Below are 22,661 nucleotides of genomic sequence, written 5' to 3'. Positions count from 1 at the left end.
CCCAGTCTCCCCCGTGCCCGTGCCTTCGTGCCACCGCAGGGACCCTGGTCACAGGGCGCTCGGATACTGTCGAAGGATGCGGACCCACGTCGTCGACCACCCGCTGGTGGCACACAAACTCACCACGCTGCGCGATGAGCGCACCGACTCCCCCACATTCCGCCGGCTGGCCGACGAGTTGGTGACCCTGCTCGCCTACGAGGCCACCCGGGACGTGCGCACGGCGCAGGTCGACATCCGCACCCCGGTCACGGCGACCACCGGGGTGCGGCTGTCGCACCCGAAGCCGCTCGTGGTGCCGATCCTGCGGGCCGGCCTCGGCATGCTCGACGGGATGGTGCGGCTGCTGCCCACCGCCGAGGTCGGCTTCCTGGGCATGATCCGCGACGAGGAGACGCTCCAGGCGTCCACCTACGCGACCCGGATGCCGGACGACCTCTCCGGACGCCAGGTCTACGTGCTGGACCCGATGCTTGCCACCGGCGGCACCCTCGTCGCGGCGATCCGGGAGCTGATCTCGCGCGGCGCGGACGACGTCACGGCGATCTGCCTGCTGGCCGCGCCGGAGGGCGTCGAGCTGATGGAGCGCGAGCTGTCCGGCACCCCGGTGACGGTGGTGACGGCCGCCGTCGACGAGCGGCTCAACGACGTCGGCTACATCGTGCCGGGGCTCGGCGACGCGGGCGACCGGATGTACGGCACCGCGGGCTGAGCGGCCGGTCCGCCCCGGATCGCCGGGGCGGACCGGCGGGACCCGCGGTTCAGCAGGGGGTCGCGGAGGGAGAGGGCGCGGGCTGGGTCAGGGCGGCCACGGCGCTGGCGGCGCTCTGCGGCGCGGCCAGCGCCTTCCACTTGTCGCCGAGCACCAGGTCGACGCTCTTCGCGGCCTTGCCCTCGCGAGCGGCGTCCGTCTCGACCTCCGGGTCGTCCAGGTGGGCGGCGAGCACGGCCAAGGCGCCCTGCTCCCTGCTTTCCGGGGTGCCGAACAGCAGGCCGGTCGTCTTCACCTTCTTGTCCAGCTCCGGCGGGGCGTTGTCGATCTCGCCGATCGTGAAGCCGCGTTTCTCCAGCGCGTCGGCCGTCTTCTGGGCCAGGCCGCTGCGGGGCGTGGCGTTGTAGACGTTCACCGTGACGGCGTCCGGCTCGGGCGCCGCCTCGGGGCGCTCCGGTCCGTTCTGCTCGGCGGGGGCGACCGAAGGCTTGCACTCGTTCGCGGCGGCGCTCACTCGCGTACTGCCGCCCCCTCCGGTGAAGACGTCGACGAGCTGGACCGTCCCCCAGGCCGCCAGGCCCAGGGCGGTGACCGTGGCGAGGGAGCCCAGAACGAGTCTGCGGCGGCCGCGGGGCCGTCGCATACGGGGGTAGCGGTCACCCGTGATGCGGTACTCACCGCCCATGCCAGGGGGCGTCAGCATGCTCATATGCGCAGGGTAGCCCGGCGGACGAACAGTGCCTACTAAATGATCAATGGATGCGGGGCAAGCCAACCCCAAAGGGGCACATTGTCGGCCGTACGGCCCCGCGCGGGGCCGTACGGCGCCGTGGCGCTGACCGCCGGAGCCCGGACGAGCCGCGGGGAGGTGGGACGGCCGGGCTCAGCCGAGTTCGAGCACTCTCGCGTGCAGCACCTGGCGCTGCTGGAGCGCGGCCCGGACCGCGCGGTGCAGCCCGTCCTCCAAATAGAGGTCGCCCCGCCACTTCACGACGTGGGCGAAAAGGTCGCCGTAGAAGGTGGAGTCCTCGGCGAGCAGCGTTTCCAGGTCGAGCTGGCCCTTGGTGGTGACCAGTTGGTCAAGGCGCACCGGGCGAGGGGCAACATCCGCCCACTGGCGGGTGCTGTCCCGGCCGTGGTCGGGATACGGCCGACCGTTTCCGATTCGCTTGAAGATCACACGGAAAGCCTACCGGGCCGGAGGCTTCGGGTGCAGCCCTGTCACGCCCGAGCAAAAGCGGCCATTGCCCGCATCCCGGTACGGACCGGTGGCCCGGCCGGGGTCCGCCCGGCGCCCTGCCGTGCCGGGAGCGTCGGTGCGGGGCGGGAGTGCGGATGCCACGCGCGCCGGGCCGGGACGCGTCGGGCGGGCCGGCCGGAGTCGCGTCACGCGTCCCGGCCGATCCGCCCGACGACTGCCGGTGCTATTCCGCTGCGCGCTCGTGGTCGTGGCCGTCGTGCAGGCCGCCTCCGCTGCCCTCGTCGCCGTCGGTCGGGACGAAGGGGACCTCCGCGTCCAGCGCGTCGGTGCTCCAGGCGTAGGTGCCGACGGCGTCCGCGATCACCTTGATGTTCACGTCGAACGCCGTGGTGTCGATGTTCCCGAGGTCGTCGCAGGCCAGGTGGTAGCAGGCGTCGTACGGTTCCCCGGCCTCGCCGCCCCACAGCTTCTGCTGGGCCTCGGTCTTGATGCCCTCGGCGCCGGTGAAGGTGCCGCCGGAGGGGATGCCGGCCTCGATGAACGGCCCGTAGTCGGAACGCCCGGTGAAGTCGGTGCCGCGCGGTTCCTCCCCGCGTGACGTGATGAACGTGTTGATGCCGTACTCCAGCTGCGCCGATCCCTCCGGGCCCGGACCCTCGCCGACACCGTCCGAGTCGTCGCCGTCGTACACGAACAGGCCGTAGTTCGGCGAGGCGATCATGTCGAAGTTCAGGTACAGCGCGATGCGTGCGCGCTCCGCGTCGCTCAGGTCCGAGACGTAGTGCTCGGCGCCCTGGAGGCCGAGTTCCTCGGCGCTCCACAGGGCGAACCTGACCTTGTTCGCCGGCTGCTTCGCCCGCGGGTGCCACTGCTTGGTGGCCTTCGCGTACTGGAGCGCCGACTCCAGGATGCCCGCCGAGCCGGAGGCGTTGTCGTTGATACCGGGGCCGTCGGCTACCGAGTCCAGGTGCGCGCCCAGCATCACGACGTTGTCCGGGTCCCCGCCGCGGGTCTCGGCGATGACGTTCGGGGTGGTGCGCTCCTCCTGGAACTCGATCAGCTCCAGGTTCACCGACACCTCACCCGCCGCGACCTGCTCGGACAGCGCGTCGCCGTCCGCCTGGCTGAGCCCGCCGGTGGGCACCCGGGCGGCGTCCGCGTCGCCCAGCGTCCCGTTCAGCTCGCCCTCGGTGTTGTTGTAGATCAGGGCGCCGGCGGCACCGGCCTCCGCGGCGGCGGCCTGCTTCTCGGCGAAGGTGCAGCCACCGCGCTGGACGAGTGCGATCCGGCCGTCGAACACACCGGCGGCGAAGTCCTCCGCGGTGCAGCCGGTCGTGCCGTCCTCGTCGATCGGCACCTCGGCGAGCGGCGCCTCGATGCCGCCCTCGGGGGTGCTGTCGGTGTAGGTCATGAGCGTGATCGGCACGTCCCGCTCGTCCGGACCGAGCACCGTCAGCCGCTCGGCGACCGTCTCGCGGAAGGTGAACTCGAAGTCCTGGTAGGTCACCTCGTAGCCGGCGAGCTTGAGCAGCGTGCCGGCGTACTTGGCGGACAGCTCGTGCCCGCGGGTGCCGGCCGCCCGGTTGTCGTCCCTGGCGTCGGCGATCGACTGGAACGCCCTGACGTGCTTCATGGCGCTCCGGGCGTTCGTCTTCTTGACGAGTTGCCCGGCGAGCTTCTGGCCTTCGCGGGCGGGGTCGCCCTCCGCGGCGGCCGGGGCCGCGGTGGTGGCGACCAGCAGGGGGGTGGCGAGTGCGGCGGCGGCGAGTGCGGCCAGGGTACGGTGTCTGCCGCGGATGCCGCGGATGCCGCGAATGGATGAGGGCACAGGCAGTCCTTCCGTGGTGCAACGACGGGAGTAGAGCTGTCCGGCGTGGGGGTTGCAGTGTTCGGCTTGCGAACACGTTCGAGGAGAAGCTAGCGGCCGAACGAGCCGGAGGGAACGGCTCCGCCGCGTTTCACCCTGAGTGATAATCCGATGGGTGAAGGAATCACATGGAACGCACCCGATGCCGACTCTCAGGAACGCCCGTTCCCCGCCCGCGGGGCGGCCCCGGCCGCCAGGTCGGCCAGCACCTCGCGGGCGGCCCTGGACCCGGAGGCCAGCGCGCCCTGCACCGAGCCCGTGGCCCGGTGGTCCCCGCAGACGTACCGGCCCGCGCCGTACCGGGTGCCGCGGCTCAGCGGCCAGGGCGGACGCATCACGGGCAGCGCGTCGGCCACTGTGCGCGCGGCCAGCAGATCCCAGCTGCCGGTGTCCGCGCCGTACACCTCGGCGAGCGCCCCGCACAGCGCGTCCCGGCCCTCGGCCCGGTCGGGCCCCAGCACGGATGTGGCGACCAGCGCGCGGTCGTCCGGGGAGAATCCGGCCGACACCTCCGTCAGCACGCAGGTGTTCAGGAAGCGGTGCGCGCTGTCCACCATCAGCGTCGGCTCGGGCAGCGGCGACACCGGAGCCGCGTGGTAGTAGGTCGTGACGGTCCGGCCCCCGGGCGCCTCCAGCCCCGGCAGCAGCCGCGCCGCCTCCCGCTGACCGCAGGCCACCACCACGGCCGGCGCCCCCAGTTCGGTTCCGTCGGCGAGACGCACCCCGTCCTCGACGAGCGTGTCGACCGGGTGCTCCAGGGTGACCGCGTCCCCCGGCAGCGCCTCGGCCAACTGCTCCGGGACGGCTTGGATGCCCCGTGACGGCAGGCACAGCGTGCCGCGCAGCATGCTGCGCCAGACCAGGTGGAAGAACCGGCTGCTCGTCTCCAACTCGTCCTCCAGGAAGACCCCGGACAGGAAGGGGCGGAAGAGGCGATCCACCAGGTCCTCCGAGATCCCGGCCGCCGCCATCGCGGTCCGGGTGGTGCGGTCCTCGCCGCGCTTGAGCAGTGCCGCGGGACCGAGCAGGTCCCGGGCGGACATCGTGCCCAGTGCCAGCAGGTCACGTCCGGAGGCCAGGCGGCCCGGAAGCAGGTCGGCGGCCTGCCGGGGGCGGCGGGTCGGATCGGTGAAGCGCAGCAGCCCGCCCTCGGTGTGCACCAGCACCCCCGGGGTGAACGGGCGCAGCTTCAGCGCGGGCAGGCGCAGCCGCCGCTTCACCTGTGGATAGGAGGTGTTGAACACCTGGAAGCCGCGGTCGAGCACGAAACCGTCCACCCGGTCCGTCCGCATCCGGCCGCCGACCCCGTCCGAGGCCTCCAGCACGCGTACCTGGAGTCCGGCGGTGGTCAGGTCGGCCGCGCAGGCGAGTCCCGCCGCGCCGGCGCCGAGGACCAGCACGTCCGCGGAGTCCCGCTGCTGCCCGCAGTGGTTCGCCATCCTGGTGCTGCCTCTCGGGAGGGGGAGGGGAGTCGGATTCGGGAGGGGCCGGACACGAAACTACGCGCTGCGGCCCGGCGATTCACGGTGATTCGCCCGCGTGGCGGAGCCTGTCGGCGAACCGGCCCGATCGGGCGGACGGAGGGACGGGAGTGCGAGGAGGGTCTCCAGTGCTTCGCCGAGGCTGCGGAGCCGGGTGGTGCCCGGGGGTGTCCGCCCGCCCGCCCAGCCCGGTCCGGCGGGCAGGAGCGCCGGACGCAGGCGTGCGCCGCGCACACCCCACGTGGTGGCGTGCAGGCGCTGGACGAGGTCGCGGTCGGCGGTCCTCCGCGACTGGGACCAGAGCACCACGGCGGCCGGGCCCGTCCTCCGCACCGCCTCGTCGAGCGCGGGTGCCGGCACCGCGGCTCCGAACATCCGCACTGGAGCGCGGTGTTCGTCGAGCAGGGCGGCCAGGGCCTCCAGGGGGAGCGAGTGCATCTCGCCCGGCATGCACGCGAGCAGGGCCGGCGGCCCGGTGCTGCCCCCCGCCCCGCGAGAGGGGACGGAGCGGCGCAGCAAGGAGGAGATGTGCCAGGAGAGCAGGTGCTCCACTTCGACGTAACGCTCCCCGTAGGAGGCCCACTTGCGGCCCACGGCACGCAGCGCGGGCGTGATCACCTCGTCCCAGGAGACCAGGAGTCCGTGTTCGGCGACCGCCGCGTCGAGTGTCACGTCCAGCGCCGGGGAGTCGAGCCGTATCGCCGCGTTCGCCAGTCCGCGGCACTCCTGGCGGACGTCCCCCAGGGGCAGGTGGCGGCTGCCCCCGGACGGACTCGCTTCACTCCCGGGATACGCCTCCGCGTCGTCGTTCCCGCTGCTGTCGTCGGTGCTGGTGCCGGGGGCGCTCGGTGAGGCGGGTTCGCGGCCGCGGACGGTTCCGGGGGGCGGTGGTTGCGCGAGCGGACCCGAGGGCGCGGCCGGGTCGTCCGACGCAGCGCCCGCCGGGGGAGGCGGGCCCGGGGCCGGCCGGTTGTCCGGGGCGGAGGCGTCCCGCGAAGGCGTCCCCGGTGCGGTGGGCGCGGCCGGTGTGCCGGACGGGCGAACGGGTGGCGGCGTGTCGGCGTGGCCGTGAGGGCGGGCCGGGCGCTCGGACGCCGGGCGGCCGGGGCCGTGTTCGGCCCCGGCCCCGGCCGACGAGTGCTGGAGAAAGGTGGCGCGAGCCTGCCGGGCGGCCTCGGCGGGCGGTACACCGGCCGATGTCAGCCGGCACATGTGCTCCAGCACGGCGATGTCCCGCGGGGTCCAGCGGCGGTGCCGCCCGTCGTCCCGCACCGCGGGGCCGATCCCGTAGCGCCGGTCCCAGGACCGCACCGTGGTGGGCGCGACGCCCAGCCGCCGGGCCACCGCGCCGGTGTTCAGACCCGGCGGATTCGGGACGGTCGCGTCGCTTCCCCGGTCGCTCGCCATGGCCCCGACTATACGACGCACAAACGATGCAGGTTGCCGGCCGCTCGGCGCCGTTCGACGGTGTAATCACCGGACGGCCCGTCCGTCCGGTGGTGGTGTCGCGGACGGACCGCCCCGAGCGGGGGGAGGGGGACGGACGCCGCCGGACCGCCCCGAGCGGGGGGAGGGGGACGGACGCCGCCGGACCGCCCCGAGCGGGGGGAGGGGGACGGACGCCGCCGGACCGCCCTGGCAGCATCCGGTGGAAGGAGCTATCCCATGGTGGCCACAGCCGCGGTTCGCCGCCCCTCCCGTCCTGTTCCCGGGCCCGGGAACGGCCTGTTCGGAGGCGGCCCGTCCGACGACGGCGAGACGGCGAGCGCGCTCGTCCGCGGCGACGAACGGGCCCTGGCTGCCGCCTACGACCGCTGGGGCGCGCTGGTGCACAGCCTCGCCCACCGCTCCCTGGGCGACCCGGTCGAGGCCGAGGACGTCACCCAGCAGGTGTTCTTGGCCGCCTGGCGCGGCAGGGAGAACTTCCGCCCCGACCGCGGCACTTTCGGCGGCTGGCTTGTCGGGATCACCCGCAGGAAGACGGCCGACGCCCTCACCGCACGCACCCGCCGCCGCGCGGTGACCGAGGCACTCGGCGCCCTGGCCCCGCACTCCGCCGCCGAGCGGACCGCCCTGCCCCACGAGGCCGTGCTCGACCGGATGCTCGTCACCCGCGAACTGGCCGTGCTCGCGTCCGTCCAGCGCCGGCTCCTCTGTCTGGCCTTCTACGCCGGGCTCAGCCATGCCCGGATCGCGGAGCGGACCGGACTGCCGCTCGGCACCGTCAAGAGCCACATCCGCCGCGGGATGCTCCGCCTGCGCGCGGCCCCGGCGGAGGCACCCGAGTCCGGGCCGTCCCCGCACCCCCACGCCGCCGGTCCCCTCCTCCCCGGTCCCCGGGCCGGGGGCCGGGCGACGGCGGGGGTCTGACCGGGCGAGCGCGGTGCGCCGCCCGCCGGAGAAGGAGAGCCCGTCATGCAACTCAGCGACGAACTGCCGGTGGACCACCGGCTCACCACCGTCTATCGCGTCGGCGCGGCGCTCAGCGGGCTGATCCTGCTCGCGTTCGGCGTTCTCGGATTCCTCGACCGGCTGGCCTTCTTCGACACCACGGGCCAGCGGATCGCGGGACTGTCCAGCAACGGCCTGCTGAGCACGATCTCGGTGGTGGTCGGTCTGCTGCTCATCGCCGGTGCCGTCATCGGCGGCAACTTCGCCTCCACGCTCAACATGACGATCGGTGCCCTGTTCATCGTCAGCGGCTTCGCCAACCTGATCGTGCTGGAGCGGGACGCCAACATCCTGGCGTTCCGGATGCCCAATGTGATCTTCAGCTTCCTCATGGGCCTGATCATCCTCACCTTCGGCATGTACGGGCGGGTCAGCGGCGGACTCCCGCACGACAATCCTTACTGGCGCAGCAGGCATCCGGAGGCAGCGGCCCGTGAGCAGCACGGGCACCACGACTCGCCGGACCCCGCCGGGACGTCCGCTCCGGCGGTGGGCGCCTCCGCCCGCTCCTCGCTCACCTCAAGCTCCCGCGACTCGGCCGACGGGCGGACGGCCCCGGCGGCAGCGGACCGGCACAAGCACTGACGGGCGGCCCCCGGCCCGCCGCGCCGTTCCCCCTCCCCCTGCTGCCCCCGCCCCCCGCCCCCCGCCCTCCGACAGACCACCCGGCTCCGACGACCGACCAGCCACCACCGACCGACACCGTTCCGACGACCGACGGAAGAACCGATCCGACCGACAACCCGGGGATCGGTCCAACGTGAAGGGAAGAGCGATGCTGAACACGCGTACCGCCGCAGCGATCGTGGCTGCCGTGGGAACCTGCTCCCTGGCCCTGGCCACGGCCCCCGCCGGAGCCGACAGCCACGGCGCCACCGACGACCAGGCGATGGTCTCGGTCTTCCACGGCGTCCCCGGCATGACCGTGGACGTCTACGCCAACGGCGACGAGTTGCTGCCGGACTTCGAGCCGGGAACCGTCACCGAGCCGCAGACCCTGGACGCCGGCACCTACGAACTGGAGGTCTTCGAGGCGGGTGCCGACCCCGAGGCGGACGACCCCGCAATCGCCAAGGAGGTCGAGGTACCGGCAGGGGCGAACGCCACCGTCGCCGCGCACCTCTCGGCCGACGGGGAGCCGCAGCTCACCGCGTTCGTCAACGACGTGGACGAGGTGGCGGCCGGGAAGTCCCGGCTGACCGTCCGGCACGTCGCCGCCGCACCCGCGGTGGACGTCCGCGCCGGGGGCGCCCCGATCTTCGAGGGTCTGGAGAACCCCGGCGAGGAGACCGGTGAGGTGGACGCCGGAACCGTCGAGGCCGACGTGACCCTGGCCGGAACGGAGGACGTGGTGATCGGCCCGGCCGACCTGGAACTCAAGGAGGGCACCAGCAACGTGGTGTACGCCTGGGGCAGTGCCGAGGACGAGAACCTGGACCTGGCGGTCCAGTCGCTCAGCGGCATGCACTCCGCACCGGACTCGGTGGACGCCGGGGAGAGCGGCGCCGCGGCGACGAACTCCTCCGAGGCATGGGCCGCCTGGGGCGGGGCCGGGGTACTCGCCCTCGCCGGCGGTGTACTGATCGCCCGGCGCCGGGTCACCGGGCGCGGCTGACCCGCCGCGGGCTCGTCCGCCCGCTTCCCCGGCCGGCCGGCCCCCGGGCCCCGGCCGGGGAACCGTCCCCGCCCCGGTCGGCTCCGCAGTAGCGCCTGCGCAGCCGACCGGGGGCCGTCAAGGAGGAGCATGATGCCGACACGGCGTCCCGTTCCGCGCCGCACCCTCGCGGGGGCGGCGCTGCTGGCGCTGGCCGTCGTCGCGCTGCTGATCGGCTTCTCGCGCACCGGCGAGGACGCCCCCGACGACTTCGGCGCCCCGGCCCCCGCCTCCCCGCGCGCCGGCTCGGAGGACGGCAGCGCCGCCCCGTCCTCCGCGAATCCGTCGTCCTCGGCCGCGTCGTCCTCGGCCGCGGCTGCCGCGGCCGATCCGCCGGTGCGGGTGACGGCAGGACGGGCCGGCATGGACGCCGGGGTGGTCCCGGTCGGCGTGGAGCCGGACGGCGCCGCGGAGGTGCCCGACGACCCGTCCGAGGCCGGTTGGTACCGCTTCGGCGCGGCGCCCGGCTCGGCGTCGGGCTCCGCCGTCCTGATGGGCCACGTCGACGCCCGCACCGGCGACCTCGGCGCGTTCGCCGCCCTCTACGAGGTGCGGGAGGGCGACACGGTGACCGTCCGGCGGGAGTCGGGCGCGTCGTTCCGCTACCGGGTCACCGCCAGGACCACCGTCCCCAAGGACGAGCTGCCCGACCACACCTTCCGGCGCGACGGTCCGCCGTCGCTCGCCCTCATCACCTGTGCGCCCCCGTACGAACCGGAACACGGCGGCTACCTCAACAATGTGGTCGTCACGGCCGAGCCGGTGGCGGGCGGCTGAGCACCGGCCGTCGGCCGTCTCACCGCGCCGCGCCCGTCTCACCGCGCCGCCCGTTCCACCGACCGGTCCGCCTCCCGGCCCGCAGCCGCCGCTGCCCGTGCACCGGTCACGTAGGCCCGCTGCCCGTGCACGGCCACGTCACCCGGCTGCCCGTTCTGGGGTTCGCATCCCGCGTACAGCTCGCACTCCCGTGCGCTTATCGGGTGACTTGACGGTATGGCGGCGCCGTCCGGGGCCTCGCGACCCCCATCGTCGTCCGCGGGAAGCCCGCAGCCTGCGCCGGCTGTCTTCCCGGTCCTTCCTTCCGGACGCGAAAAAGGAGACGTTCCGCATGAAGCTCAAGCAGACGAACGGCAGAATCGCCGCCGCGCTGGTGACAGGTGCGCTCGCCCTCGGCCTGACCGCCGGAACCCCGGCACTCGCCGCGGACGGTCCCTCCGCCCAGGACGCCATGGAGAACAGCTCGGTCGAGGCGGCCACCGCCGACCACACCGCACAGGACGTCGCCGCCCACCGCTACCCCCGCGGCAAGGTCGTCTCCCGCACGGGCGTCGTCGTCCGGGCCAAGGCGACCACCGCTTCCCGGGCGCTGGGCGGCGTCAGCAGCGGCATGGTCGTCCGGATCGCCTGCAAGTCCCACGGCCAGTGGGTCGCCGGCAACAACATCTGGTACAAGCTGGCCGACCGCAGCGGCTGGGTCACCGCCCGGTACGTGAAGAACCTCAACCCGGTGAAGTACTGCCGCTGACCGGCAGTACCGGCACCGACGGAGGCCCGCGGGCCTTCCGGACGCTTGACGGACCGCGGGACCGGGCGCTCAGTCCCACCCGCGGAGCACGACTCGGGTAGAGCGGCAGCTCCCGGCCTCCGTGGCCGGGAGCCCGCCGCTCTTTTCTGCTGCCCGTGCCGGTGTGTGCCGGGAGTCGTCGTGCGTGCGGGGAGGTGCTGGTGCGGGGCCGTGCCTGCCGGCCGCCCCGCCCCGCTCCGGCCCGGCCCGGCGCAGGTCAGTAGAGTGCCGGGACCGGCCCCCGTGCCCCGGCCCGCAGCCACGCCCGCCGCACCGCGGCGGGCGTCCGCGCTCGCCCCCGCCCGTCCCGCACCCGACCGTCCCGAGGTATCCGGCAATGACCTCCGCACCCCCCGACCGGCAGGCAGCCGCCCCCGGCCCCCCGCTCCCGGTGGCCGTGGTCGGTATCGGCGCGGACGGCTGGAGCGGTCTCGCCGTCCGCGCGCAGCAGGCCCTGCGGGACGCGGAGGTGCTCCTCGGCGGGCGTCGGCAGTTGGCGCTGCTCCCCGACGACTGCACGGGGGAGCGCGTCCCCTGGCCCGCACCGCTGCGGCCCGCCGTCCCGGCGCTGCTCGCGGCGCACGACGGGCGGCGGATCGCCGTTCTCGCCAGCGGCGACCCGATGTTCCACGGCATCGGCCGCACTCTCGTGGAGACCGTCGGCGCCGAGCGGCTCGACGTGCTCCCGCACCCCTCCTCCCTCTCCTGGGCCTGCGCCCGGCTGGGATGGCCGGTGGAGACCACCGAGGTCGTCACCCTGGTCGGTCGGCCTCGCGCGCACCTGGCCGGAGTGCTGCACGAGGGCCGCCGGGTACTGGTGCTCAGTGCCGGGCCCGGCACCCCCGCCGACATCGCCGTCCTGCTCCGGGAGCGCGGCTGGGGCCCGAGCCGCATGCAGTTGCTGGAGCAGCTCGGCGGCCCGGAGGAGCGGTCGCTGACCGGGGTCGCCGACTCCTGGGACCATCCGCCGGGCGCTGCACTGAACCTCGTCGCCGTCGAGTGCCGCCGGGCGCCGGACGTGCTGCGGCTGAGCACCGTGCCCGGACTGCCCGACGAGGCGTACGAGCACGACGGCCAGCTGACCAAGCGGCACGTCCGGGCCGCCACGCTCGCCGCCCTCGCGCCCGCCCCGGGCGAGCTGCTGTGGGACGTCGGCGGCGGCTCCGGCTCCATCGCCGTCGAGTGGCTGCGCAGCCACCGCGCCTGCCGGGCGATCAGCGTGGAGCGCGACCCGGTGCGGGCCGAACGGATCACCCGCAACGCGGACACCCTGGGCGTCCCGCACCTCGACGTCGTCACCGGCCGTGCCCCGGCCGCGCTGGCCGGGCTCCCCACCCCGGACGCGGTCTTCGTCGGCGGCGGGCTCACCGCCACCGGGCTGCTCGCCGCCTGCTGGGACGCGCTGCCGCCGGGCGGCCGGCTCGTCGCCAACACCGTCACCCTGGAGTCGGAGGCGCTGCTCGCCGACTGGTACCAGCGCCACGGCGGCGAACTGGTCCGTCTCGCCGTGGCGCACGCCCGTCCGGTGGGTGGGTTCACCGGCTGGCGCCAGGCCATGCCTGTCACCCAGTGGGCCGCCCTGAAACCCCGACCGGCCGGGCAGCGGCCCGCCGGCGAACCTCTCGAGGAGCCGCGATGACGGTGTACTTCATCGGTGCCGGTCCCGGCGCCGCCGACCTGATCACCCTGCGCGGCGCCCGGACGCTCGCCCGCTGCCCGGTGTGCCTGTACGCGGGCAGCCTGGTCCCCGGCGAGCTGCTCGCGCAGTGCCCGCCGGACGCCCGGCTCGTCGACACCGCCCGTCTCACGCTGGACGACATCGTCGCCGAGCTGACCGCCGCCCACCGCGGGGGCCGCGACGTGGCCCGGCTGCACTCCGGCGACCCCTCGGTGTTCAGCGCCGTCGCCGAGCAGATGCGCCGGCTCGACGCCGCCGGGGTGCCCTACGAGGTGGTCCCGGGCGTCCCCGCGTTCGCCGCCGCCGCGGCGGCGCTCAAGCGCGAACTGACGGTGCCGACCGTCGGGCAGACCGTCATCCTCAGCCGGGTCGCCCAGCAGGCGACCCCGATGCCCGACGGCGAGGACCTCGCCACACTCGGCCGCAGCCGCGCCCTGCTCGTGCTGCACCTGGCCGCCCGCTACGTGGACCGCGTCGTGGACGAGTTGCTGCCGCACTACGGCGCCGACTGCCCGGCCGCCGTCGTCGCCATGGCCAGCAGGCCGGACGAGGTGGTGCTGCGCGGCACCCTGGACTCCATCGCCGCGCAGACGAAGGAGGCGGGCATCACCCGGACCGCGGTGATCATGGTCGGCCGCACGCTGGCCGCCGGGCAGTTCCGCGACAGCCACCTGTACTCCGCCGACCGCGACCGCGGCCACGTCCCCTGCGCCGACCCCGCACCGTAGCGGCGGAGCCCCCGGGACCCCCGGCGTACGGGCGGCCGTGGCGGGCCGTGGTGGGGCCGGCCGTCAGCCGGGGCGGGGGCCGCGCACGCCGGCGCGCCCGACGACCGTCCCCGCACGGTCGATGCACAGCACGTCCACCCCGACGGGCGCTCCGCGCAGCACGTCCAGGGCCTGGTCGCGCGCGGCCGCCGCGACCAGGTCGCCGAGCGGCACCTCCGCAGCCGCGCAGCGCTGCAGCGCCGCAAGGCCGGTGTTGGCCTCGGCCACGGCTCCGGCCAGCGCCTCGTCCGCGCCGCCCTGCCGGGCCAGGTCGGCCAGGAAGCCCTTGTCCACCTGCGAGCGCGCGGAGTGCAGATCAAGGTGGCCGTGGGCCAGCTTGGAGAGCTTCGCGAAACCGCCGCACACCGTCAGCCGGTCCACCGGGTGGCGCCGTACGTACTTGAGCACCGCCCCGGCGAAGTCGCCCATGTCCAGCAGCGCCTCCTCGGGCAGCCCGTACTCGGCGACGACGGTCCGCTCCGAGGTCGAGCCCGTGCACCCCGCGAGGTGGGTGCGTCCGGCGGCCCTGGCGACGTCCACTCCGCGGCGGATGCTGTCGATCCACGCAGAGCAGGAGTACGGCACCACGATCCCGGTGGTGCCCAGCACGGAGAGCCCGCCGAGAATGCCGAGGCGGGGATTCCAGGTGCTGCGGGCGATCTCCTCGCCGTGGTCGACGGACACCTCGATCCGCACGTCCCCGCTGCCGCCGCACTCCGCCGCGACCCGGGCCACGTGGGTGCGCATCATCTCGCGCGGCACGGGGTTGATCGCGGGTTCGCCCACCCCGAGCGGGAGGCCCTCCTTGGTGACCGTCCCCACGCCGGGACCGGCCCGGAACTCCACCCCGGACCCGCGCGGGAGCGCCGTCACCGTGGCCCGGACCAGGGCACCGTGCGTCACGTCCGGGTCGTCCCCGGCGTCCTTGACGATGCCCGCCATCGCCCGCGGGGCGCCGTCGGCGCCGGTGGTCAGCGCCTCCACCGCGAGCGCGAAGGCGGGTGTCTGGCCCTTGGGCAGGGTGATGGCCACCGGGTCGGGGAACTCACCGGTCAGCAGGGCGGTGTAGGCGGCGGTGGTGGCGGCCGTCGCGCACGCCCCCGTCGTCCAGCCCGGGCGCAGACCGGTGTGCTTGAGCTGCGCTTCACGCCCTCCGCCACCTTCGGTGGTCCCGTCCGGACCCGCGGTGTCTCCCGGGGCGAACGGGACGCCGGGGGGTTGCTCGGAGTGGCCGGCGGCGCGGGTTTGCCCCCGGCCCCCCGGCTCGGCAGAGTGGGCGGGCTGCTCGGACTGCTCGGGCTGCTCAGCGAGGTCGGGCCGGTCGGAGCCCGCGGGCTCAGGCATGGAGGTCACCGGTGCACGTCAATCCCGTCCCGCCGTCCGGTACGCCACCTGTGCCGGCGGCCAGCACTCCACCTGCGCCGGCGTCCCGTACGCCACGGCACGTGCTCGTCCTCGGCGGCACGACCGAGGCCCGGCTCCTGGCCGGGGAACTGGCCGGCCAGGGGCTTCCGGAGCTGCGGGTCACCAGCTCGCTCGCGGGCCGCGTCGCCGCACCGCGGCTGCCGCCGGGGGAGGTGCGCGTCGGTGGGTTCGGAGGCACCGAGGGCCTCACCCGCTGGTTGCGGGAGCACCAGGTGGACGCGCTCATCGACGCCACCCATCCTTTCGCCGGCACGATCGGTTTTCACGCGGCGCGAGCCGCCGCCCAGGCCCATGTTCCCCTGCTGGCACTGCGTCGGCCCGGGTGGGTGCCGGGACCGGGTGACGACTGGCACCCGGTCGGCTCACTGGACGAGGCCGCGGCGGTCCTCCCCGGCCTCGGCCGCCGCGTCTTCCTGACCACCGGGCGGCTGGGGCTGGCGGCCTTCGCGGCGCTGGACGAGCTGTGGTTCCTGGCCCGGTCGGTCGACCCGCCCGGGCCCCCGCATCCGGCCCGGATGGAGGTGCTTCTCGCCCGCGGCCCGTTCACCCGGGAGGGCGAACGGGCGCTGCTGCACCGGCACCGGATCGATGTCGTGGTCACCAAGGACAGCGGCGGACCGGCGACGGCGGCGAAGCTGACCGCCGCCCGGGAGGCCGGGCTTCCGGTGGTCGTCGTCCGGCGCCCGCCGGTCCCCGAAGGCGTCCCGGCGGCGCCCGACCCGGTTGCCGCCGCGTCCTGGCTGCGCGAGCTGCTCGGCCTCCCCGGGCCGGTGGTGGGTCCCCGCGGAGGCTGAGGGCCGGGCGGGCGGATCAGGCGACCGCCGCGACAGCCCTGGCCGATGTCGACGCGGTGGACCGGATCGGCCGGGTCGGTGGTGGGTGTGGGTTCGGCCTTCTGCCGGGCCCGTCAGCCCGTCGCCGGGGCCGATGGGGAGCCGCGGCCGTGGGCCGCTTCGACAGACGCGGCTGCGTCTCCCGCGGCACCGTGGCTGCGATCCGAGACCGGCTCCGTCCGTGAGCTCCGCCCGGGAACTCCGTCGGACGACAGCACACCTAGTCGCCGGTCGTGCCGTCGAGCATCTCGCGCAGGATGTCCAAGTGGCCGTTGTGGCGGGCCGTCTCCTCAACGAGGTGGAGGAGCACCCAGCGGAGGTCGACGTGGCGGCCGTCGCTGATGGGACGCTTGGCCCGCTTGTCGAGGTCGTTCCCGGCGGCCAGGTCGCGGTACCGGGCGCTCTGCTCGGCGTATTCGTCGAGCAACTGCGTGAGCGGGTAGTCGACGGCGATACGCATCTCGCGGTCGGGGTCCTCCTCGGTCCAGGGGCCTTGGTCCTCCTGGCCGAGGAAGACCACCTGGAACCAGAAGTACTCGACCCAGCGAAGGTGGCTGATCACTCCGCCCATGCTCATCAGTGGTGAGCCCGGCAGGAGCGCCTTGTGGGCGTTCTCCGGGGAGACGCCCTCGCACTTGGCACGGGCGGTGTCACGTGCGTAGTCGAGAAACGTGGTGAGCTGGGTGCGCTCGTCCCACGCAGGCGGCGTGTCGTCGGTTCTTGCCATGGTGTGAAGCATCCCTGGCACAGCGGCCGATGTCGAGGCATGTGGTGCCGGGCCCGACTGCGCCCGAGCCCGTAGCTCGCGCCTTCCCCGTCAGCGGAGGTGGCGCAGCAGGTCCCAGGTGTTCGGGCCGACGATGCCGTCCACCGCCGGGGACCCGCCGTACCGGCCCTGGAACCGGCGGACGGCGCTCTCTGTCGCCGGTCCGAAGTCGCCGTCCACAGCGCGGGTGTTGCCGGTGATGCCCCGGTAGGGAGTGGTCTGGTTGATCACGATCTCGATCTCCCGGACGTGGTTGCCCTGGCTGCCGCGCTCCGCCCACTGGGCGGCAGCGTGGTACCCGCAGTACCAGCCGATGAGCACGTCCGGGAGGGAGCAGGAGACCGCTGCCGCCGGGGCGTTCGGTGTGGGGCGGTCGCGGAGGCCGCCGCGGCGGGCAGCAGGGCGAGCGCTGCTCCCACGGTCGTCGCTTTGGCGACGGTCCGATCTCCGTTGCTGATACGCATGGCTGAGTCCTCCGGATCTCTGGGTGCGGGGAGCGGTTCCCAGCCTGCGGGCTTGGCCGATTCCGTCTCCACCTCCCGTCGTCCTGTGCGGGTATCCTGAGACGTCTCGGGCTGTGACCTGCGTGAACCGTGCCCGGGGAGAGCTTTTGCAGGGCCGGTCGGGGGACGCGGTAGCGGGGGGAAGAAGGGCTTCTTCATGACGCGTGGGAAAGGACAGTGGGAGACACTCGGGCCGCAGGCCCGGCGGTTGGTCGACCAACTGCGAAGACTCAAGGACACGAGCGGACTCAGCTTCACGGCGCTGGCCAGACGCACGAGTTACAGCAAGTCCTCGTGGGAGCGCTACCTCAACGGGCGCAAACTCCCGCCGGCCGGGGCCGTGTCGGAGCTGGCGCGGGTCTGCGGCGCCGATCCGGACCGGATGCTGGCGATCCACTCGCTCGCGGCGGAGGAGTGGGAGAAGCGGGACGAGGGCGCCGCGGTGTCGCGCTTCCCGCCCCAGCAGGGGCATGACCAGGCGGTGCCGCACGGGGAGACGGAAGGGGACGAGCCGCCACCGCAGCCGTCGGCTCCTTCGGGAACGGCCGCGGGCGCCGACCGTCCTCCGGCCGAGGGGGACACCGCTGCCGGGACGGGCGACGGCGAGACCCCGCCCTCCGCTCCCGCCGGTGAGGGGCCCGCGGCCCCGGAGCCTTCGCGGGAGGCGGACGAGGTCGCCGCGCACGGCGTCGGCGAGGACGCCCCCGGCGCGGACAGCCCCTCCGCGCCGGGGGCGCGGCGCCGCCGCAGCGTGGTGCCGGCGACGGTCGCCGGGCTCGTCGGACTGCTCGCCTTCGTGACGCTCCTGCTCGCCTGGGACCGGGAGGGGGAAGGCCCGCCGGACGGCGGCAACCGTCGGGTGGACCGGTCAACCTTCGTCTTCGAACCGGGTAGCACGTACGAGTGCGATGTGCACCGTGCGAACGGCCTGCTCTACGCGGGCCGCAGCGAGACCGAGGAGGCTCTGCTCCAGCAGATCACGACCAGTTGGGACGTCGTCGAGGCACAGTGCCTGCTGGAGCACCACGGCTACGAGATCGGCGGCGTGGACGGCGCTTTCGGTATGGCGACCGAGCGTGCGGTGAAGCGGCTCCAGGACGACGCCGGACTGGTGGACGACGGCATCGTCGGGCCGCACACCTGGGAGGTGCTGCGCCGATGAGGGGGGAGCAGTCCGTCGAGAGTGCCCGCCTCACCCGGGAGTTGGCCGAGTTGCGGGACCGCACCGGCCTGAGTCTGATGGCTCTGGCCCGGCGCACCACCGCCAGCAAGTCGTCCTGGCAGCGCTACCTCAACGGGCACAAGCTGCCGCCGCGTGAACTGGTCCGTGAGCTGTGTGAGTTGGCCGATGAGTCACCGGGGCGGTTGCTGGCCCTGCGGGACCTCGCCGAGTCGGCCCGTCGACGGTCGCTCGCTCTCCGTGCGTCGGCCCCCGACGCCTCCGCTCCCGGGCCGGCCCCCGGCTCCGTCGCCGGCCCCGCTCCCGGTTCGGGACGCGTGACCGGCCCCGCGCGGTTGCCGGACGGGGTGCGGGCGGCGGAGTTCACCGCGGGACCGTCCCGGTCGGAGTCGGAGTCGGAGTCGGAGTCGGAGTCGGAGTCGGATACGGGGCGCGGGGCGAGCGCCACCGGGGCCGCGGGGGTCCGCGGATTCGGCTCGGTGCTGCGGTGGTTGCTCGGGCGCAGGCGGCGGACGTGGGCGGCCCTGGCCAGCGGCCTGCTGCTGGCCTTCACGGCGACCGGACTCGTGCTGGCGCGGAACCACGACGCCGACTCGGCCGCGGACAGCGTGTGGCCCGGCTGCCGGGGCGGCGAGTGTTCCGGGAAGCACAGCCAGCCGCAGGGCTGCGGGATCAACAGCAGCGGGCCGCGGACGGTCACCGAGCGCAGATTCGGTGCCCGGACGGCCCTGGAGATCCGCTACAGCTCCTCGTGCGACGCGAGTTGGGTGCGTATACGGTTCGGCGGCATCGGGGACCGCATCGAGATCATCCACCCCGAGGCGGGCACTCAGTCCGTCGAAGTGGCCGACAAGTACGACGCGCAGGGTTATCTCTCGACCCCCATGCTCGGAATCGGCCCCGAAGGCGTGGCGGCCTGCCTGACGTCGGCCGAGTCCGGCGAGCGCCGCTGCTTCTCCTTCTGAGGCGGGAGCGGCCCCGCCGCGGCCGCCGCCCCGGGCTCGACGCAGGAGCCGGGGACCGCCGGGCCCCGGGGCATGCGGAGTAGGGCAGCGCTCGGCAATGTGCCTCCTTTCGGGGGATTCGCGGGCACTCGGAGGTCTGCGAGGCGAGGTGTCTGAAGAATTCTCCTCGGGCCGTGCCCCACGGCCCGGGGAAGGATGGTGCGCATCGATGAGTGCGACACGACGGAATGTTCTGGGTGCCGCGCTGGCCGCGCCCCTGCTGGCGCAGTTCGCCGCCACGGCGTCCGCGGCGGACGAGAAGTACGGCACGGTCTCCGACGGCTGGATCGAGGTCCGGTGGTCCGAAGCGGTCCAGGCCGAGCTGGACCGGCTGGACGCGGTGGTCGAGGCCGTGGCCCCGGCCGAAGTGGTCGGGTCCTCCGGCGGTCCGGCGCTGCGGTTCCCCGTGCGCTCCGGCAGCGGCGACCCCTCGCTGACGAAGCTGCCGGAGGCCCGGGGCAGCGGTGCTCTCGACGGGGGAGTGTCGGTGCGCACGCCGCTGGCCGAGGTCCGGCTCACCGCCTGGGAGAGTGCGCTGGAGGACCGACTGGTGTCGGGGAAGTGCGAGGTGAACGGTCTCACTGTCGAGCACCCTTCGGTCCTCCGGTGCGGCGTGGACGAGGGAAGGCTGTCCACCGACGACGTTCCGGTGGGCATGCCCCTGAAGGTCCGGCTCAGTGAGGTGCCGCTGTACGCCACCCCCGAGATGCTTGAGGCGTACACCGCGACCTTCGGCACGTCCACGTTCAGCGCCGGGACGGTCCTCGGCCATGTGACCGTGGCCGGGACGTACACGCCGCCGAAGCCGTGAGGCAGGGGTGCCGGGCCCGGGCCCGGGCCCGGGCCCGGCGCCCCCAGGGCCGGCTCGGGCCCGGCGCCCCCAGGCCCGGCTCGGGGCGGAAGCTCTCAGGCCGGCTCCGCCGAAGGGAGCGGCTCGCTCGGACGGGCCGGCTCGGGAAGGGTGCCGCCGAAGCGGCGCCGGCGACCGGCGTAGACCCTCACGGCTTCCCGTAGCTGCTCCAGACCGAAGCCGGGCCAGGGAGTGGGATCGAAGATCATCTCGGCGTAGGCCAGGTGCCAGGGAAGGAAGTTGCTGATCCGCTGCTCGCCGGAGGTGCGGATCAGCAGATCGACGTCCGGCAGGCCGGGCACGTACAGGTGCCGATCCAGGTCGGCGGGGCCGATGTCCTCGGGCCGGACAGCGCCGGCGGCCGCTTCAGCGGCCAGCGCGCGGACCGCGTCGACCAGTTCCCGGCGCCCGCCGTAGTCGACGCAGACGGTCAGCGACAGTCGCTCGTTGTTCGACGTCATGCTCTCCACCAGCGTCAGCGTGGAGGCCAGCGACGGGTCGATGCGATCACGCCGCCCGCACCAGCGCACCCGCACCCCCAGCGCGTGCAGCCACTCCGCGCCATGGGCAGTCGCCTCGCCCATGGTCGCGAACAGTACGTCCAGCTCCTCCTGGGAACGGGTCCAGTTCTCGGTGGAGAAGGCGTAGAGGGTCAGGTGCCGCACTCCCAGCCGCAGCGCGGCGTTGATCACACGCATCGCGGCCCACTGACCGGCCTGGTGCCCCCGGAAGGTTGGTTGCCCCTGTTCCGAGGCCCATCGCCGGTTGCCGTCCATGATGACCGCGACATGTTCCGGCACCGCGGCCACGTCCGCGTGCGGCCATACCGGGCGGCGAACGGTTCCGTCGGTGGAGACCAACGGCTCAAGGCCCCGGGTGAAGACGTGTCCCTGGTGGAGTGCGGCCTCGTCGAGCTGCAGGTTGACTCCCAGGACCAGCAGATGCAGGAACGGCTGGTACGGGCGTTCCACCCTCCCCGTCACCGGTGCCGCCTGCTCCAACAGCACTTTCAGGCAGCCGAGTTGCCGACGCACCAGTTCCGCCAGGGCCTCCGGGTGTTCACCGCGTCGGAGATCACTCACCTCCAGCCCCAGCGCCCGCAGATCGGCGCGCGGCAGATAGCACCGGCCGGCAGCGAGGTCCTCCGGCAGGTCCTCGAAGTTGTCCACCGCTTGGCTCACCTCGCCCAGCAGGGAGGCCAGCGCCAATGCCTCCGGATCCCTCATGCCCAGAAGGGGGAACGCCAGCTCGAAGACCGCACCCGTCGTGCCTCTCAGATACCGCCGCTGGTCCTGGAATGTCTCGAAGGCGGGCGGACTGACGCAGTCGGCCTGCACCGTCTCCATGATCTCCTCGATCACCGCACGGTCGAGGTCCCACCCTCGCACCGTGTCCACGAACGCCCGCAGCACCGGGTGCTCGCCGCCTCCCGAACGCAGCGCGTCACGGGTGTCGGCGTACCACCGGGCGAGACGTCGCCCGCGCTCCGCCGGGCTTCCGCCCCTGTCGGCGATGGTGTCGGTTCGTGCCACGAAGCCGTTGACCGCGTGCATGTGGGGGCGCACCCGGGCGGGGAGCAGCTCCGTCGCCCGCCACATCGGTGCGTAGAACCGCTGTAGCAAGGTCTCGCACTGCTCGTACGCCTCACGCAACTCCGGCGGGCCGGACACCGTCTCGTCGTTCACCATGCACAGGCCTCCCCTTCAACCACGCTGTCGACAGCGGCTCCGCACCCCGGGGGCCCGGTGGCCACCGGGCCCCCGGACCGATCCACCGGAGGGACGCCTCTGCCTGACCAACGAGACACCGTCCGGGCGGTATCGGGCAGCGCCGTGCGGGGCGGGTCCGGGAGCGTCGAGATGCTGAACGGGCTGCCGGGGCCCTGTCGCCGCCCGCAGGTGGTGCACCACAGCTGCGGCGGGTGCGCATTTCAGCCGGGGAGCAGGTCGGGCCCGTGCGTCGGAGGCAGGCCGGCGACGGCACGGCCGCAGCCCCGGCAGCGCGCTGTCAGCACTGCCAGAGGAAGATCCCCTCGCGGCAGGGCTCACAGGCGAAGAGATAGCCGCAGCCCCCACCGAAGTTCATTTCCGTCCGATGGTCCCGGCCCTGCTCGAACTGGGCGGCGAGCGGCATCGGCAGGCCGCAGGACGGGCAGTCCGGCGTCTCCTCGCCTTGCACCCACCCCGGTTCGCCGCCCAGTTGGCCCAGGACGTCCCGGGGGCGCTCGGCGTGCTCCGCCTTCCAGCCCACCCGTGCCGTGTCGTAGTCGGCGCCGTCGACCGGCACGTACTGGACGCCGCAGGTCTCCGGGAGCCGCGTGGAGCGCCCCTTCTCGGGTGCGGGGAGAGTCGTCAGCTCCCCGCACCCGTGCAGGACCGCCCGGTTCGCACCGGATGTGGGGGCCCAGGTCTCGCAGACACCCGGATTGTTCTCGCACATGAACACCGCCAGGACGCCGCGTGCGTCCCCCTCGGGCGGAGCCGGTGGGGTGTCCGGCGCGGTGACCGGGGCGGACGGCGCGGTTGCTGCTGCTGCCGCCGCCGCCGGAGCGGGCAGGTCGTCGAGCCGCACCTGTGCCAGGAACTGCATGGCCCCGGAGCAGTCGGCGCACTCCGGCCACTCGGCGGCCGGCGGTGCGAGCGGGAGTCCGCCGGTACGCGTCACGGCCGCGTCCTCGGCGACCGGGCCCGCGTAGATCATGAGTGTGGTCATGGCGGTCAGCCTA

At 74.1% G+C, this 22,661-nt stretch carries 22 protein-coding genes; 12 read left to right on the top strand and 10 right to left on the bottom strand.

Translation table 11 applies throughout. From position 1 onward, the window contains the following. The first annotated feature begins 76 nt into the window (after nt 1-76). Nucleotides 77-712, top strand: coding sequence for a uracil phosphoribosyltransferase (gene upp / locus H300_RS0110370; RefSeq protein ID WP_028427382.1), 636 nt, complete (start codon nt 77-79; stop codon nt 710-712). A gap of 49 nt (nt 713-761) precedes the next feature. Here upp and H300_RS0110365 read toward each other — a convergent pair whose 3' ends face one another. From H300_RS0110365 to H300_RS32340, 5 genes are all read right to left on the bottom strand, one after another. Continuing rightward, nucleotides 762-1,421, bottom strand: a complete 660-nt coding sequence (locus H300_RS0110365; protein WP_037979865.1) for a LytR C-terminal domain-containing protein — start codon at nt 1,419-1,421, stop codon at nt 762-764. Nucleotides 1,422-1,595: 174 nt separating this feature from the next. Beyond that, the gene (locus tag H300_RS0110360) at nt 1,596-1,892 is read right to left on the bottom strand and encodes a type II toxin-antitoxin system VapB family antitoxin (protein WP_028427380.1); all 297 of its coding nucleotides are present in this window, start codon (nt 1,890-1,892) and stop codon (nt 1,596-1,598) included. Nucleotides 1,893-2,136: 244 nt separating this feature from the next. Beyond that, nucleotides 2,137-3,741, bottom strand: coding sequence for a M28 family peptidase (locus tag H300_RS0110355; RefSeq protein ID WP_486583689.1), 1,605 nt, complete (start codon nt 3,739-3,741; stop codon nt 2,137-2,139). 191 nt (nt 3,742-3,932) lie between these two features. Next, entirely contained in the window at nt 3,933-5,219 is a 1,287-nt protein-coding gene (locus H300_RS0110350; protein WP_028427378.1) for an NAD(P)/FAD-dependent oxidoreductase, read from the bottom strand. A gap of 60 nt (nt 5,220-5,279) precedes the next feature. Then, nucleotides 5,280-6,668, bottom strand: coding sequence for a MerR family transcriptional regulator (locus tag H300_RS32340; protein WP_486583688.1), 1,389 nt, complete (start codon nt 6,666-6,668; stop codon nt 5,280-5,282). Nucleotides 6,669-6,926: 258 nt separating this feature from the next. Here H300_RS32340 and H300_RS26130 point away from each other — a divergent pair, with 258 nt between their 5' ends. The 7 genes from H300_RS26130 to cobM all read left to right on the top strand — a co-directional run bounded on the left by H300_RS26130 (nt 6,927) and on the right by cobM (nt 13,336). Beyond that, on the top strand, nt 6,927-7,631 hold the full coding sequence (locus H300_RS26130; protein ID WP_078515879.1) for a sigma-70 family RNA polymerase sigma factor: 705 nt from the start codon (nt 6,927-6,929) through the stop codon (nt 7,629-7,631). A 45-nt stretch (nt 7,632-7,676) separates the two neighbouring features. Beyond that, nucleotides 7,677-8,297, top strand: a complete 621-nt coding sequence (locus H300_RS26125) for a DUF4383 domain-containing protein (protein WP_078515878.1) — start codon at nt 7,677-7,679, stop codon at nt 8,295-8,297. 190 nt (nt 8,298-8,487) lie between these two features. Beyond that, nucleotides 8,488-9,327 (top strand): DUF4397 domain-containing protein, encoded by an 840-nt coding sequence (locus tag H300_RS0110330; protein WP_037979860.1) that lies wholly within the window; start codon nt 8,488-8,490, stop codon nt 9,325-9,327. Nucleotides 9,328-9,456: 129 nt separating this feature from the next. Beyond that, on the top strand, nt 9,457-10,143 hold the full coding sequence (locus tag H300_RS30020; protein ID WP_486583687.1) for a class F sortase: 687 nt from the start codon (nt 9,457-9,459) through the stop codon (nt 10,141-10,143). A 331-nt stretch (nt 10,144-10,474) separates the two neighbouring features. Next, entirely contained in the window at nt 10,475-10,891 is a 417-nt protein-coding gene (locus H300_RS0110320; RefSeq protein WP_028427376.1) for an SH3 domain-containing protein, read from the top strand. A 376-nt stretch (nt 10,892-11,267) separates the two neighbouring features. Beyond that, the gene (locus tag H300_RS0110315; RefSeq protein WP_028427375.1) at nt 11,268-12,569 is read left to right on the top strand and encodes a bifunctional cobalt-precorrin-7 (C(5))-methyltransferase/cobalt-precorrin-6B (C(15))-methyltransferase; all 1,302 of its coding nucleotides are present in this window, start codon (nt 11,268-11,270) and stop codon (nt 12,567-12,569) included. Further along, a complete protein-coding gene (gene cobM, locus H300_RS0110310) occupies nt 12,566-13,336 on the top strand; it encodes a precorrin-4 C(11)-methyltransferase (RefSeq protein WP_028427374.1) in 771 nt (256 codons plus the stop codon). The genes H300_RS0110315 and cobM overlap by 4 nt, the downstream gene beginning before the upstream one ends. A 63-nt stretch (nt 13,337-13,399) precedes the next feature. Here cobM and H300_RS26115 read toward each other — a convergent pair whose 3' ends face one another. Continuing rightward, entirely contained in the window at nt 13,400-14,719 is a 1,320-nt protein-coding gene (locus tag H300_RS26115; RefSeq protein ID WP_078515902.1) for a cobalt-precorrin-5B (C(1))-methyltransferase, read from the bottom strand. Between the two features lie 101 nt (nt 14,720-14,820). On the opposite strand from H300_RS26115, the gene H300_RS26110 reads away from it, so the two are divergent. Beyond that, on the top strand, nt 14,821-15,594 hold the full coding sequence (locus H300_RS26110; protein ID WP_486583686.1) for a cobalt-precorrin-6A reductase: 774 nt from the start codon (nt 14,821-14,823) through the stop codon (nt 15,592-15,594). A gap of 259 nt (nt 15,595-15,853) precedes the next feature. On the opposite strand, the gene H300_RS0110295 is transcribed toward H300_RS26110, so the two are convergent. Both H300_RS0110295 and H300_RS26105 read right to left on the bottom strand, forming a co-directional pair. After that, nucleotides 15,854-16,360 carry a DinB family protein gene (locus H300_RS0110295; RefSeq protein ID WP_028427373.1) on the bottom strand — a complete coding sequence of 169 codons (507 nt, stop codon included), beginning with the start codon at nt 16,358-16,360 and terminating at the stop codon, nt 15,854-15,856. A 90-nt stretch (nt 16,361-16,450) separates the two neighbouring features. Next, nucleotides 16,451-16,720, bottom strand: a complete 270-nt coding sequence (locus H300_RS26105) for a peptidoglycan-binding domain-containing protein (RefSeq protein ID WP_486583685.1) — start codon at nt 16,718-16,720, stop codon at nt 16,451-16,453. A 339-nt stretch (nt 16,721-17,059) separates the two neighbouring features. Between H300_RS26105 and H300_RS0110285 the strand changes: the two genes are divergently transcribed. From H300_RS0110285 to H300_RS0110275, 3 genes are all read left to right on the top strand, one after another. After that, complete coding sequence (locus H300_RS0110285; RefSeq protein WP_028427372.1) at nt 17,060-18,064, top strand: helix-turn-helix domain-containing protein; 1,005 nt, start codon at nt 17,060-17,062, stop codon at nt 18,062-18,064. After that, nucleotides 18,061-19,047 (top strand): helix-turn-helix domain-containing protein, encoded by a 987-nt coding sequence (locus tag H300_RS0110280; RefSeq protein ID WP_028427371.1) that lies wholly within the window; start codon nt 18,061-18,063, stop codon nt 19,045-19,047. The genes H300_RS0110285 and H300_RS0110280 overlap by 4 nt, the downstream gene beginning before the upstream one ends. 208 nt (nt 19,048-19,255) lie before the next feature. After that, nucleotides 19,256-19,897, top strand: coding sequence for a hypothetical protein (locus H300_RS0110275; RefSeq protein WP_028427370.1), 642 nt, complete (start codon nt 19,256-19,258; stop codon nt 19,895-19,897). 95 nt (nt 19,898-19,992) lie between these two features. On the opposite strand, the gene uppS is transcribed toward H300_RS0110275, so the two are convergent. Both uppS and H300_RS0110265 read right to left on the bottom strand, forming a co-directional pair. Further along, the gene (uppS, locus tag H300_RS0110270; RefSeq protein WP_028427369.1) at nt 19,993-21,624 is read right to left on the bottom strand and encodes a polyprenyl diphosphate synthase; all 1,632 of its coding nucleotides are present in this window, start codon (nt 21,622-21,624) and stop codon (nt 19,993-19,995) included. A gap of 319 nt (nt 21,625-21,943) precedes the next feature. Continuing rightward, complete coding sequence (locus H300_RS0110265; RefSeq protein ID WP_028427368.1) at nt 21,944-22,648, bottom strand: hypothetical protein; 705 nt, start codon at nt 22,646-22,648, stop codon at nt 21,944-21,946. Between the last annotated feature and the right edge of the window lie 13 nt (nt 22,649-22,661).

The sequence above is a fragment of the Streptomyces sp. TAA040 genome (assembly GCF_000424845.1).
This window is presented reverse-complemented; position numbering and strand designations above follow the sequence as displayed.

Bases quoted from the DNA above. Each gene is read 5' to 3' on its own strand.
- H300_RS0110285 (WP_028427372.1), top strand. From the start codon at position 17,060: ATGACGCGTGGGAAAGGACAGTGGGAGACACTCGGGCCGCAGGCCCGG.
- H300_RS0110330 (WP_037979860.1), top strand. From the start codon at position 8,488: ATGCTGAACACGCGTACCGCCGCAGCGATCGTGGCTGCCGTGGGAACC.
- uppS (WP_028427369.1), bottom strand. From the start codon at position 21,624: ATGGTGAACGACGAGACGGTGTCCGGCCCGCCGGAGTTGCGTGAGGCG.
- H300_RS0110280 (WP_028427371.1), top strand. From the start codon at position 18,061: ATGAGGGGGGAGCAGTCCGTCGAGAGTGCCCGCCTCACCCGGGAGTTG.
- H300_RS0110295 (WP_028427373.1), bottom strand. From the start codon at position 16,360: ATGGCAAGAACCGACGACACGCCGCCTGCGTGGGACGAGCGCACCCAG.
- H300_RS26125 (WP_078515878.1), top strand. From the start codon at position 7,677: ATGCAACTCAGCGACGAACTGCCGGTGGACCACCGGCTCACCACCGTC.
- H300_RS0110365 (WP_037979865.1), bottom strand. From the start codon at position 1,421: ATGAGCATGCTGACGCCCCCTGGCATGGGCGGTGAGTACCGCATCACG.
- cobM (WP_028427374.1), top strand. From the start codon at position 12,566: ATGACGGTGTACTTCATCGGTGCCGGTCCCGGCGCCGCCGACCTGATC.
- upp (WP_028427382.1), top strand. From the start codon at position 77: ATGCGGACCCACGTCGTCGACCACCCGCTGGTGGCACACAAACTCACC.
- H300_RS26130 (WP_078515879.1), top strand. From the start codon at position 6,927: ATGGTGGCCACAGCCGCGGTTCGCCGCCCCTCCCGTCCTGTTCCCGGG.
- H300_RS0110350 (WP_028427378.1), bottom strand. From the start codon at position 5,219: ATGGCGAACCACTGCGGGCAGCAGCGGGACTCCGCGGACGTGCTGGTC.
- H300_RS0110315 (WP_028427375.1), top strand. From the start codon at position 11,268: ATGACCTCCGCACCCCCCGACCGGCAGGCAGCCGCCCCCGGCCCCCCG.
- H300_RS30020 (WP_486583687.1), top strand. From the start codon at position 9,457: ATGATGCCGACACGGCGTCCCGTTCCGCGCCGCACCCTCGCGGGGGCG.
- H300_RS0110320 (WP_028427376.1), top strand. From the start codon at position 10,475: ATGAAGCTCAAGCAGACGAACGGCAGAATCGCCGCCGCGCTGGTGACA.
- H300_RS26115 (WP_078515902.1), bottom strand. From the start codon at position 14,719: ATGCCTGAGCCCGCGGGCTCCGACCGGCCCGACCTCGCTGAGCAGCCC.
- H300_RS0110265 (WP_028427368.1), bottom strand. From the start codon at position 22,648: ATGACCACACTCATGATCTACGCGGGCCCGGTCGCCGAGGACGCGGCC.
- H300_RS32340 (WP_486583688.1), bottom strand. From the start codon at position 6,668: ATGGCGAGCGACCGGGGAAGCGACGCGACCGTCCCGAATCCGCCGGGT.
- H300_RS0110275 (WP_028427370.1), top strand. From the start codon at position 19,256: ATGAGTGCGACACGACGGAATGTTCTGGGTGCCGCGCTGGCCGCGCCC.